This window comes from Moorena sp. SIO3I6, assembly GCF_010672095.1.
This window is the reverse complement of record NZ_JAAHHU010000155.1, coordinates 1-12,535: the sequence shown is the minus strand read 5'-3', so window position 1 is coordinate 12,535 and position 12,535 is coordinate 1. Positions and strand designations below refer to the sequence as shown.

Annotated in this window: 10 protein-coding genes; 4 read left to right on the top strand and 6 right to left on the bottom strand. The window is 42.8% G+C overall.

Translation table 11 applies throughout. From position 1 onward, the window contains the following. Nucleotides 1-124: 124 nt before the first annotated feature. The 5 genes from F6K49_RS28590 to F6K49_RS28570 form a co-directional block, all read right to left on the bottom strand. The gene (locus tag F6K49_RS28590; protein ID WP_293102041.1) at nucleotides 125-3,058 is read right to left on the bottom strand and encodes a CHAT domain-containing tetratricopeptide repeat protein; all 2,934 of its coding nucleotides are present in this window, start codon (nucleotides 3,056-3,058) and stop codon (nucleotides 125-127) included. Between the two features lie 224 nt (nucleotides 3,059-3,282). Next, the gene (locus tag F6K49_RS28585) at nucleotides 3,283-3,738 is read right to left on the bottom strand and encodes a PIN domain-containing protein (RefSeq protein WP_293024082.1); all 456 of its coding nucleotides are present in this window, start codon (nucleotides 3,736-3,738) and stop codon (nucleotides 3,283-3,285) included. Then, on the bottom strand, nucleotides 3,692-4,132 hold the full coding sequence (locus tag F6K49_RS28580; RefSeq protein WP_293060689.1) for a hypothetical protein: 441 nt from the start codon (nucleotides 4,130-4,132) through the stop codon (nucleotides 3,692-3,694). The genes F6K49_RS28585 and F6K49_RS28580 overlap by 47 nt, the downstream gene beginning before the upstream one ends. Nucleotides 4,133-4,137: 5 nt before the next feature. Then, nucleotides 4,138-6,678 carry a CHAT domain-containing tetratricopeptide repeat protein gene (locus tag F6K49_RS28575; protein WP_293102037.1) on the bottom strand — a complete coding sequence of 847 codons (2,541 nt, stop codon included), beginning with the start codon at nucleotides 6,676-6,678 and terminating at the stop codon, nucleotides 4,138-4,140. Between the two features lie 20 nt (nucleotides 6,679-6,698). After that, entirely contained in the window at nucleotides 6,699-6,833 is a 135-nt protein-coding gene (locus tag F6K49_RS28570) for a hypothetical protein (protein ID WP_293102034.1), read from the bottom strand. 181 nt (nucleotides 6,834-7,014) lie between these two features. On the opposite strand from F6K49_RS28570, the gene F6K49_RS28565 reads away from it, so the two are divergent. The 3 genes from F6K49_RS28565 to F6K49_RS28555 all read left to right on the top strand — a co-directional run bounded on the left by F6K49_RS28565 (nucleotide 7,015) and on the right by F6K49_RS28555 (nucleotide 10,071). Beyond that, nucleotides 7,015-8,403, top strand: a complete 1,389-nt coding sequence (locus tag F6K49_RS28565; RefSeq protein ID WP_293102031.1) for a hypothetical protein — start codon at nucleotides 7,015-7,017, stop codon at nucleotides 8,401-8,403. Continuing rightward, a complete protein-coding gene (locus F6K49_RS28560) occupies nucleotides 8,397-8,576 on the top strand; it encodes a hypothetical protein (protein ID WP_293102028.1) in 180 nt (59 codons plus the stop codon). Before F6K49_RS28565 ends, F6K49_RS28560 begins: the two co-directional genes overlap by 7 nt. A 346-nt stretch (nucleotides 8,577-8,922) precedes the next feature. Next, nucleotides 8,923-10,071 carry a DUF1822 family protein gene (locus F6K49_RS28555; RefSeq protein ID WP_293102025.1) on the top strand — a complete coding sequence of 383 codons (1,149 nt, stop codon included), beginning with the start codon at nucleotides 8,923-8,925 and terminating at the stop codon, nucleotides 10,069-10,071. Here the strand turns inward: F6K49_RS28555 and F6K49_RS28550 are convergent. Then, nucleotides 10,052-10,369 carry a hypothetical protein gene (locus F6K49_RS28550; RefSeq protein ID WP_293047191.1) on the bottom strand — a complete coding sequence of 106 codons (318 nt, stop codon included), beginning with the start codon at nucleotides 10,367-10,369 and terminating at the stop codon, nucleotides 10,052-10,054. The two genes, F6K49_RS28555 and F6K49_RS28550, sit on opposite strands and share 20 nt — an antisense overlap. Between F6K49_RS28550 and F6K49_RS28545 the strand changes: the two genes are divergently transcribed. Next, the coding region (locus F6K49_RS28545; protein WP_293102022.1) for a CHAT domain-containing protein at nucleotides 10,368-12,535 on the top strand (2,168 nt) is incomplete at its 3' end. The genes F6K49_RS28550 and F6K49_RS28545 overlap by 2 nt on opposite strands.

The window sequence follows — 12,535 nt, the reverse complement described above, 5'->3', positions numbered from 1 at the left end:
TCCTCGTAGTCAGCCTTGGAACAGCCCGGCCCGTAACGCACCACCGGGTCCAACAGCTTTAATGAGATGCACCCCAAACCCCACACCCCACACCCCACACCCCACACCCCACACCCTCAATTCTCTACCTAGCTTCACCAATAACCGTAAAAGCCGCCCAAGCTTTCGGGTCTGGATTACCATCTCCATCATTGAGCATCGATAACATGGCCTCTCGCATGGCTTTGGCTTTATCGAATTTGTGGGTGTAAATATTCGTGTAAAACTCCGTCATCAACTTGGCCGTATCATCATCAGGCACTTTCCATAAGGACACCACCAAACTGGGTACACCGGCGGCAATCAAAGAACGGGATAAACCCACTACCCCTTCCCCTTTTATCTCACCCCTACCAGTATCACAAGCACTCAGGACTACTAACTTTGCGTTCAATAAGGATTTTTCCGGTAGTCCGTAACCAATCAGAATTTCATCACTGGTGAGAAAGCCATCATGGTCTGGTTTCTCAGGAGCTAATGCGATCGCACCTCGATAATAAATACCATCGACTAAACCATGGGTGGCTAAATGGATAACGGAAGCATTGGCCATTTTTTCCACAATGGTTGGTTCTGTTGCCTCTGCTCCAATCACAGCAGTGGTATTCAGCAATTTAGCAATGGTTAAGGCTTCTGTTTCTGCACCCGATAGAGACTTTAACGGTTCTTGTTCCTGTCCTACTGTAATGGTGGGCATGGTGGGATTACCCACAATCAATGGTGTTCCGTTGCTGTCTTGGACTCGATGCCAATGTTGACGGGTGAACCACAGGGATTGGATCGAAGGAGCAGTGAGAATGGTATGCTTTTCGATCAGATAATTTTCGTCATCATCTAGCAGAGCAGCAAAGGGAACCAGAAATAGTGCTTGATGGGGAATGAAAATAATACGGTCTGATTCGCTTTCAGGTAATACGTCAACAATGGGAGTAATCAGGAGTTGGTAGAGTTGGTTTAGTGGATGACTATCCTTAGGGTTTGGTGGTGAAGTAGGATTCTGATTACCTCTACCTCTGACAGCGACATAATCACGAGTGACTTTGACTAGTTCAGCTAGAGTGGTATCTTCGGGTAAGGTATGACTACGGAAGGTAATCTCACCTGTGGGAGCAATTACCCAAATATAAATTTGGCCACCAAAAATGGAATATTCCACCAAAGTGGCTTGTTGTTGTTGAGCAATCTCTTGAATGTCTTTAAGAGTAGGAGCTTTAGTTTTTTGAGTAGTTTCAGATAACTGTGCCGCTAATAAATCAATCAGAGCGCGGTTGCGACCCCGTTCGGAAATCTCTAAGGCTTGTTTTGGTTTTCCTTGAGCAATCAATACCTGTTGTAAAAGACGATAGCTACGAGCTTGTTCTTCAAAAATAGAAATCTTCCAATCATCTTTGTTACGGAGGAAGTGGCGGATATCTTCCAAAATTTTAATGGCATCATACAGGTGAATTTCGGCTGGTTCTAGTTGATTTATTTTTAATAAGGTAACACCGAGATTATTTAGGGAGGCAGCTTCACCTTTGCGGTCTCCGATATCCCTAGCAATAGCTATCGATTTTTGGTAGTAATCAATCGCTTTTTTGTAGTCTCGCAGATTATCGTATGCAATACCCAGACTACCCAGGGAGGCAGCTTCACCTTTGCGGTCTCCGATATCCCTAGCAATAGCTATCGATTTTTGGTGGTAATCAATCGCTTTTTTATAGTCTCCCAGATTATCGTATGTACTACCCAGATTATTCAGGGAATTACCTTGACTCAGGCGGTTTCCGATTTCCCTAGCAATAGTTAATGATTGTTGGTAGTAATCAATCGCTTTTTTATAGTCTCCCAGTTGACTGTATGTAGCACCCAGATTATTCAGGGAATGACCTTGACCCAGGCGGTTTCCGATTTCCCTAGCAATAGTTAATGATTGTTGGTGGTAATCAATCGCTTTTTTGTACTTTCCCAGATGATAGTATACAATACCCAGATTATTCAGGGAGTCAGCTTCACCCTCGCGGTCTCTGATTTCCCTTTTAATAGCTAAGAAGTGTTGGTAGTAATCAATGGCTTTTTTATAGTCTCCCAGAGGAACGTATGCACTACCCAAATGATTCAGGGAGCCAGCTTCACCCTGGCGGTCTCCGATTTCCCTTTTAATAGCTATCGATTGTTGGTGGTAATCAATCGCTTTTTTATAGTTTCCCAGATGATAGTATGTAACACCCAGATTATACAGGGAGTTAGCTTCACCTTTGCGGTTTCCAATTTCCCTAGCAATAGCTAAGGAGTTTTGGAGGGAATCAATCGCTTTTTTGTACTCTCTCAGATGATAGTATGCATTCCCCAGATTACCCAGGGAGTTAGCTTCACCCAGGCGGTAACCGATTTCCCTAGCAATAGCTATCGATTGTTGGTAGTAATCAATCGCTTTTTTGTACTCTCCCAGAGTACGGTATGCATTACCCAGATTATACAGGGAGTTAGCTTCACCTTTGCGGTTTCCAATTTCTCTTTGAAAAGCGATTGATTGTTGGTAGTAATCAATCGCTTTTTTGTACTCTCCCAGATGATGGTATGTAGTAGCCAGACCAATTAGGGAGGCACCTTCAACCTTGCGGTGTCCGATTTCCCTAGCAATAGCTAAGGAGTTTTGGAGGGAATCAATCGCTTTTTTATAGTTTCCCAGATGATAGTATGTAACACCCAGATTATACAGGGAGTTAGCTTCACCCTTACGGTATCCAATTTGTTTATAAATCACCAATGCTTGCTGCCAAGATTGTAATGCTTCTGGGAACTCACTGCGACGAACGTGACTCATTCCCTGCTGAAATAGTTTGTCCGCCTCGGCTTGCTTACTGTCTACTTCAACTATGGCATCACTAGGGGTTATAGTTCCTTCTTGCTCTGGGCTAACCGTGTTTTGTTCTTGAGCCAGTGCTAGTACAGTGAGGAAACTAGCCACAACAGGGAGTACCCCAGGGGTGAGGTAGACAGTGAGAAGTCCCAACCATAAGACTTGCTTAAGTTTCATATCGGATATTGAATTATTCCCTACTTCCCTATATCTGAGAGATTCCTGAGCCTATGCAATGATTCAGGGAGTCGGGAGTAGGGAGTAGGGAGTCGGGACTCGGTAGTGGTGCGTTACGGGACGGGCTGTCCCAAACACACCCTACGCCACTACTATAAAAATAGCGATCGCATTATAGCTGGACAAGGGTTATAGGGATAGCTTCGGCCACTATATTTTACGAATCATTGAGGAGTGCTATATATTGAAATAATCTCGATTTCCATTACTCGATGCATTGGTTTGGTTGGCTTTTCAGTTGTGATCAGTTGATCTGCTTTAATTTGCAGTGCAGCTGCTACATGAATCGCATCCATCCCAGCTAAACCATAGGTACAGGCAATTTGTTGGGCATTTTGGAGAATTTGCTCTAAGTCAGTTGCCCAATGGTTGACAGCATTAAAGAAGGTTTCGTAAAATTCTGTTTCATCTTGTTGCTTGTTAAAAATTGCTTTAGGCAAGACTTCTAACTGCACGAAGCGACTTGAGGCAAACTCCCGATTTTCATCGTTAAGAATTTGATTGGCTCTAATGCTGATTGACTCAATGCCTTGAAAAGCGGTAATCAGTACACCAGAGTCTATGTAAGTCTTCTTACGAGTCACTCCATCCACCTCGACGTGCAGCCAATTCCAGTTCAATGTCCTCTTCGTTGAGCAGTCGTAAGCCAGCAGCAATTGCTCGTTGTCGAATTTCCCATAATTTTTGGGCTAAGGGAGTTTTTGGTACAAAATCCGATTGAGGGGGTGTTGTTTCTGACTCAGATTTAAGGAGTTCAACAAACTCCAAAACTTTTTGCTGTTTTTCCGGTGCCAGTTCTCGCCAGTGTTTAAGTAGTTCTTCTTCTTTACCCATAAACACCTCCCGATGGAATGATAATTCTATTGTATAGGAATAGGGAACAGGGAATAGGGAACAGGGAATAGGGAGCAGGGAACAGGAATAGGCAAGAGGCAAAAGGCAAAAGGCAATAGGGGCAAGAGTTCCGAACTTTCCCCACACCCGACTCCCGACTCCCGACTCCCGACTCCCCAAATTCTCTACCTCGCTTCACCAATAACCGTAAAAGCCGCCCAAGCTTTCGGGTCTGGATTACCATCTCCATCATTGAGCATCGATAACATCGCCTCTCGCATCGCTTTGGCTTTATCGAATTTGTGGGTGTAAATATTCGTGTAAAACTCCGTCATCAACTTGGCCGTATCATCATCAGGCACTTGCCATAAGGACACCACCAAACTGGGTACACCTGCGGCAATCAAAGAACGGGATAAACCAACTACTCCTTCCCCTTTAATCTCACCCCTACCAGTATCACAAGCACTCAGAACCACTAACTTTGCTTTCAATAAGGATTTTTCCGGTCCTGCGTAACGACTCAGAATTTCACGACTGGTGAGAAAGCCATCATGGTCTGGTTCCTCAGGTGCTAATGCGATCGCACCTCGATAATAAATACCATCGACTAAACCATGGGTGGCTAAATGAATCAGCGAAGCATTGGCCATTTTTTCTACAATGGTTGGTTCTGTTGCTTCTGATCCATTTAGAGCAGTGGTATTCAGCAATTGAGCAATTCTTAAGGCTTCTGTTTCTGCACCCGGTAGAGGCTTTAACGGTTTTTGTTCCTCTCCTATAATGCTGGGCATGGTGGGATTTCCCACAATCAATGGTGTTCCGGTGCTGTCTTTGACTCGATGCCAATTTTTACGGGTGAACCACAGGGATTGGATCGAAGGAGCAGTGAGAATGGTATGGTTTTCGATTAGATAGTTGTGGTTATCATCTACCAGAGCAGCAAAGGGAACCAGAAATAGTTCTTGATGGGGAATAAAAATAATACGGTCTGATGGGTTTATTGGTAATACGTCAACAATGGGAGTAATCAGGAGTTGGTAGAGTTGTTGTAGGGGATTACTATTGTTAGGGTTTGGTGGTGAAGGAGCATGAGGTAATAAGTTAACAATTGAAGTAATCAACAGTTGGTAGAGTTGTTGTAGTCGATTACCATCCTTAGTGTTTTGTGGTGAAGAAGGATTGTGATTAGATCTACCTCTGACACCAATCTCCTCACGACTAAATTTGACTAGTTTGGCCAGAGTAGTATCTTGGGGTAAATCATGACTACGGAAAGTAATCTGCCCAGTGGGAGCAATCACCCAAATATAAATCTGGTCATCAACAATCGAATATTCCACCAAGGTTGCTTGTTGTTGTTGAGCAATCTCTTGAATGTCTTCAAGAGTAAGAGCTTTGGTTTTTTGAGGAGTTTCAGATAACTGTGCCGCTAATAAGTCAATCAGAGCGCGGTTGCGACCCCGTTCGGCAATCTCTAAGGCTTGTCTTGGTTGACCTTGAGTAATCAAGACGTGTTTTAACAAAATATAGCTGTTAGCTTGTTTTTCAAAAATAGAAACCTTCCAATCATCTTTGTTACCGAGGAGGTGGCGGATATCTTCCTTAATCTTAATGGCATCAAACAGGTGAGTTTGGGCTGGTTCTAGTTGTTTTTTTTTTAAGAAGGTAAGACCGAGATTATTCAGGGAGTTAGCTTCACCCTGGCGGTCTCCCATTTTCTTTTTAATAGCTATCGATTTTTGGTGGTAATCAATTGCTTTTTTATAGTCTCCCAGATGATCGTATACAAGACCCAGATTACCCAGGGAGTTAGCTTCACCCTGGCGGTATCCGATTTCCCTATCAATAGCTATCGATTTTTGGTGGTAATCAATTGCTTTTTTGTAGTCTCCCAGATGATCGTATGCAAGACCCAGATTATTCAGGGAATTACCTTGACTCAGGCGGTTTCCGATTTCCCTAGCAATAGTTAATGATTGTTGGTGGTAATCAATCGCTTTTTTATAGTCTCCCAGTTGACTGTATGTAGCACCCAGATTATTCAGGGAATTACCTTGACCCAGGCGGTTTCCGATTTCCCTAGCAATAGTTAATGATTGTTGGTGGTAATCAATCGCTTTTTTGTACTTTCCCAGATGATAGTATACAATACCCAGATTATTCAGGGAGGCAGCTTCACCCAGGCGGTATCCGATTTCCCTAGCAATAGCTAAAGATTTTTGGTGATAATCAATCGCTTTTTTATAGTCTCCCAGATTAAAGTATGCACCACCCAGATTATCCAGGGAGGCACCTTCACCGTGGCGGTGTCCGATGTCCCTAGCAATAGCTATCGATTGTTGGTGGTAATCAATGGCTTTTTTGTACTCTCCCAGATTACGGTATGTAATACCCAGAACACCCAGGGAGCGAGCTTCACCCAGGCGGTATCCGATTTGTTTATAAATCACCAATGCTTGCTGCCAAGACTGTAATGCTTCTGGGAACTCACTGCGACGAACGTGACTAAGTCCCTGCTGAAATAGTTTGTCCGCCTCGGCTTGCTTACTGTCTACTTGAACTATGGCATCCCTAGGGGCTAAAGTCCCTTCTTGCTCTGGGCTAACCGTGTTTTGTTCTTGAGCCACTGGTGGTAAACTCAGGAATCTAGCCAAAACCAGGAGTACCCCAGGGGTGAGGTAGACAGTGAGAAGTCCCAACCATAAGACTTGCTTAAGTTTCATATCGGATATTGAATTATTCCCTATTTGGTCATATCTGAGAGATTCCTGAACCTATGCAATGATTCAGGGAGCAGGGAGTAGGGAGTAGGGAACAGGGAACAGGGAACAGGGAACAGGGAACAGGGAATAAAATTTAGATGTACCTGACTATACAAGGAAAAACTAATACTCCTCAGACCTACGTCCTACCCTTCACTTATACACTTCAAGCCCAGTTTTTTCCACAAAATGCATAGGTTCGGATAGTTACCAGATAGGTAAGAATGACATTTGGTTCTCTTGTCGGGGGAGATTGCTATATATAGCATTTCGTAGTAAGCGTGAGATACATCTAAATTGTATTCCCTACTCCCTACTCCCTCCTCCCTCATGAAGACCAGCTTAGCCAAATACTGGACACTCAATTATATTAATCGTTTGGGTCAACATCAAACTAAACCGATAGAAGAGGCTAAGGAATTTATCAGTGCCCAAGCTCTTACTTTGTCTACAGGTGAAGACACCATAGACCACGCCCTGATTAGCAGACTGTGGCAACGTTATCACACCCAAGACGACGACCTTGAGCTGGCTGAGGTTTGTCTACGTTGTTTAGTTTCTCACCAAATCAAGGAGGTTTGTTATCAGTTAGTAGAGCAATTTGGTCAGCACCATAATTTTACCATGGATGACCTACTGCCATTAGTCCTTGACCGTTATCCTGAGCCCGATCAAGGCCATAAACTAGGGGGAGATAATTTTATAATTACTTATAGTTTACAAACCTTTGACCCAGATAAAAGTAGCTTATTTTCCTGGACAAAGAGACTAGTGAAAACCCATAGGGAGGTAAAACAATTTTTACTCTACCATGGAATTGAGCAGGTAACGTATTGGTTATTACTGAAACAAACTACTCCTGGTAAACTAAACCGTATTCTATCGGAGTTTCATCAGCTAACTGATCAAGAAATTAACCACTATCGTGAGTTATTAGAAAGTTATCAAACGGTTTATGTACGTCAACTGCAAGCAGAGCGTAATCAAATTAACCAACAACGACAACAACAGGGCTTAGGTAAACTTAAAACTCCCTATCCAATTCCTACCAAAGAGCAATTACAGCTGATAGGACAACTATCTCCAGAAGCAGTGCTTACTGATTTACAACGGTTAGCTCAGCTAATTCGAGACTATAAACGAAATCGTGGCAGGAATGTTCCCACTCAAGCTTTAGGAAAATTTGAGCATCAATTAGCAGCTGATGATACAAGTAACAATCAGGAGGAAGACGAGGTATTAGCTGCCTATGACCAATTACTACAGGATTGTTTAACTACTGCTATTCAAGAGGTTATTCAAAACCGAGTGACTTATCTAAGTCGTAAACAAAAGCCAAGACATCAGCAATTTTTAGAAGCACTAGATTTATTTCAATGTCAGCATTTTACTATGACTAAGATTGCTGCCCAAATCGGCTTAACTGCTCAATATCAAGTCAGTCGCTTGCTAGACCTGAAAGCCTTTCGGGCTGATATTGCTAGACGCACTTCCGTAAGATTACATCACCAACTCGTGGAGTTAGGCCAAGCCTACGCTTCTGCACAAGAGGTTAAGGAATTAGAGAAACGAATTAGTCAGTTTGTGGAAGAAGAAATTAACCGGATTATGACTGCCGCTAGGAAGGAAACCTTTGTTAAAAACAAATACAAACTGTCTAGTAATTTTTCTAGGACTTTATGTTAAATATTAAAAAAGGGAGTGGGGAATCGGGAATCGGGAATCGGGAGTGGGGAATCGGGAATCGGGAATCGGGAGTAGGGAGTGTGGGGAGTGTGGGAATTTTATTGGAATTTTGGCGTTGCTTATTCCCTGTTCATAGATCCCCCCTAACCCCCCTTAAAAAAGGGGGGAATTAGATTCAAAACGCCCCTTAAAAAACAAAGAGAGTAATTAGATTCAAAAGTCCCCTAAAAAAAGGGGGGAATTAGATTCAAAACGCCCCTTAAAAAAGGGAGTAATTAAATTCAAAAGTCCCCTTAAAAAACGAAGGGGGGAATTAGATTCAAAAGTCCCCTTAAAAAACGAAGGGAGGAATTAGATTCAAAAGTCCCCCTTATTAAGGGGGATTTAGGGGGATCTCAATCAGGGTCTACTCCCGACTCCCGACTCCCGACTCCCGATTCCCGACTCCCGACTCCCGACTCCCGATTCCCGATTCCCGATTCCCGATTCCCTGTTCCCTCAATATATTCTCAACTGAAAATGCTAAATACATCTACAGAAATGATTTCCTTTCCAGCATTAACCGAAACCCTAACGCTGGAATTAGAACAACAACAACAAGCCCTGGATATAGCCAACCAGATGGCAGAGAAACCAGGAACATTAGCTATCTATCTCCAAGAGTTAGCCTTACTAGTCTTTGAAGATTGGCTGGAAAAACGGGAGCCAAGTTTACGGCTAGAACGGGCAGCTAATGGGTTAGGAGAATCTGGATTATCTCAAGCTATTTCCCAAGCTATTAATGCTGTGTGTAATCTACAGGTAGGAGAGTTTAAGATTTGCCTTATTCCGACCTTTGGGTTTAGCGACCCCTTCGTAAATCTGCCTCAAGCTATTGTTACTATTCCCCAATTCACTGCTCATTTTTATGTGGTGATTGCCATTGATGATGACTTAGGGATTGCTGGTATTAAAGGGGTAAATCGATACGACCAGTTAGTCAAAGATATTAGTAATCTAGTTGTTGGCTCTGATCAGACTTACGAGCTCCCTTTATCTAGGTTTACTATGAGTGGAGACGACTTACTACTGGATTTACAATGTCTATCTCCTGAGGAAATTCCTTTACCAGAAATACCACAGCCCAGTCAGGATTATATTAAAGACGTAATCGAAATCCTGAATCAACAAGCAATTAATGTGGGACAATGGTTATATAATCAAATTGATGAACTAGCTCAAGAGTTATCTTGGCAACTATTACCAGCACCTTCCCCAGCATTGCGGTTTAGTCGTAACCCAGCCCAAGAATTAGCTGAGATTCTAACTATTATTGATATCGAAATTCCTGCTGCTGCTGTCCGTAGTTATCGAGATTTCCAACTAGCTGGAATTCCACTGCGTCTTTATGCTATAACTTGGCAATTACCCCAGTTTGAACCAGAGGGAGATTGGACTATAGTGCTAATCCTGGGAGCTAGCCCAGGTAATACTCCACCTTCGGGGATAAAATTGCGTATTACTGATTTTACTATGGTCTTGGATCAACAGGAATTGACCACTAATGACGACTATTTATTTACTCAGTTTGTAGGGGCTAATCATGAAAAGTTTCTAGCTACAATTACCACTGCTGATGAAACAGCACAAATGTCGATGTTGTTTGAATTTAAAGGGAGTAGGGAGTAGGGAGTAGGGAATCGGGAATCGGGAATCGGGAATCGGGAATCGCGTAGGGTGCGTTAGGGGCGGGCTTGCCGTCATGTTCAACACCGAGCGCCAGTGTTGGGACAGCCCGCCCCGTAACGCACCACCCAAGGGCTCGCCCTGATTTTCCACCTCTGAGCGCCTGGTTGAGACAGCCCGTCGGAAATGAAACGGGCAAGATGCCCATTCCACCAAGATGCCCATTCCACCCACCGGCTCTGACCGCTGACCGCTGACCGCTGACCGCTGACCACTGACCGCTGACTACTATAAGTAACATGAAAACTAAAATTTTCCACCTTAAAGTCATCAAAATCAAGTCAGGTTGTAACTTTGAGTTATCTTGGGAAAATGGTAAGACTATTGCTGCCATAGTAGATTATCCTCAAGACCTTGATCAAGGTTACCAAGACTGGAAACAGGCTTACATTAATTGTTACAAAAATTTGCGAGGAAAAGTCCCAAAAAGTGGTAGACTTACCGTTATGAAAGATCCGGCTGGCCTGTTGCGGGAAGCAGAAGCTAGGTTTTTATCAATATTTCATAGTTGGTTACGGGATGGAGAGTTATATGAGATTCGTGAGGAAATTGCTAAGGCGGCTACGGATTCGTCTATTAATCGTCGCTATTGGGTTGATATTCTCCTCACCTGTAACTGTCCTGAATTAACTCGCTTACCTTGGGAAGCTTGGGAAATTAGTACTACTACTAGGACGAATTTATCGGGATTCGGAACTATCCGGATTGCTCGGGTTTCTAAAACTATCCATGCTGGAATTAGTCATAATAAAATTATTTATTCAATCCGTCGCCGAGCCAGAGTGTTGGCTATCTTAGGTGATGAAAAAGGATTAGACTTTGAAGAAGACCGCAAGGCGTTAGCTCACCTGTCTAAGCTGGCTGAAATCAAATTTATTGGTTGGCAACCAGAAAAAGACTCTAGTACTCTTAAGCAAGAAATCGTTAAGGAAATTACTAATCCTAGGGGTTGGGATATTTTATTTTTTGCTGGACATAGTAATGAAACTGCCTTTACTGGTGGGGAATTACATATTGCTCCTGATGCGTCTCTAGGGATTCAGGAAATTAAACAATCCCTCCAACAAGGGATAGCTAATGGACTAAAGTTTGCTATTTTTAATTCTTGTGATGGTATCTCAATTGCGGAATCCCTAATTGCTTTAGGGTTACCTCAAGTGGCGGTAATGGCAGAACCTATTCACAATCAGGTGGCTCAAGTTTTTATTGTCCAGTTTCTCAACAGTTTGGCTGAGTATAAGGATGTTCATGAAGCGCTACGGGATGCTTGTGCTTTTCTCAAAGACCAACAAAATCTTACCTATCCTTCTGCTTACCTAATCCCTACCTTATTTCGCCATCCCCAATCAGTACTGTTTCGTTTGGAACCATTTGGTTTAGGGCACAGTCTCAGAAATTGGTTACCTACTAAGAAAGAAGCCCTTTGGTTATCGGCATGGTTAACCGTTAGTTTAATCCCACCTGTTCAGGATTTACTGTTAGAATCTCGTCTTTTGTTACAGGCTGGTTACCGTCAGGTTACTCAGCAGGTGCAGTGGCAAGCTAATCCTTCTCCAGTTCAGTCTCCAGTTCGGTTAGTTCAAATTGATAACAAGTCTCTTAAACAGGACAACGTTAAATTGGTTGATGGCAGGTATATGGATTATGGTTACTTAGCAAGTATATTAGATAAATTAGTTACCAGTAAGGCTCGGATAATTGGGTTTGATTATATCCTAGATCAAGACAAACAACAGCCAGATAATAGTAAACAGTTACGGCAATCAATTACTGAAGCGATTAACAGGAATACGTGGTTAGTTTGGGCAGCAATTGAAGCTGACCATCCTGCTGATTATTATGGGGTGAGTGATCAAATTGCTAACCTCAATCAAACCATGGAGGGAGATATTACAACCTATGATTGGTATGTAGAGTTACCTAGCAATAATTGTGATCAAAGTTGTCCGTTTAGCTATTTACTAGTCCTTTCCTATTGTTTACGTGATCAAGATTCCGGCACTACTCAATTAGCGATGGGATTACCTGAGCTTCAAGACAGTAATCAGAAATTTAGGACTTCAGTGATTGATTTGGTTAATGGTTCCCATACACAAGCCGATACACAAACTAATACACAAGTGGCTTGGTTGGGGAGGGTCAAAAGTCCTGCGATCGCATATTTCTTACAATGGTTTCAACCGATTATTGACTATTCCCTGCCTCCAGAGCAGGTTTATCAAAGAATTTCTGCTTGTGAGTTATTAGGCTCCTGTTCGAGCCCCCTAAATCCCCCAATTCTGATACGGCTGGCGAAATTAATATTTGTTTACAAAAGGATGAGCAGATGTGGAAAAGATCCTTTGTTCGTAGTTGGTTTGGGAGTTACAGTTGAAACAATTGTATCAGTTATCAAACTGAGGAGTTG

Coding starts and splice junctions, on each gene's coding strand:
- F6K49_RS28555 (WP_293102025.1), top strand. CDS start 8,923: ATGCTAAATACATCTACAGAAATGATTTCCTTTCCAGCATTAACCGAA.
- F6K49_RS28575 (WP_293102037.1), bottom strand. CDS start 6,678: ATGAAACTTAAGCAAGTCTTATGGTTGGGACTTCTCACTGTCTACCTC.
- F6K49_RS28560 (WP_293102028.1), top strand. CDS start 8,397: ATGTTAAATATTAAAAAAGGGAGTGGGGAATCGGGAATCGGGAATCGG.
- F6K49_RS28590 (WP_293102041.1), bottom strand. CDS start 3,058: ATGAAACTTAAGCAAGTCTTATGGTTGGGACTTCTCACTGTCTACCTC.
- F6K49_RS28550 (WP_293047191.1), bottom strand. CDS start 10,369: ATGTTACTTATAGTAGTCAGCGGTCAGTGGTCAGCGGTCAGCGGTCAG.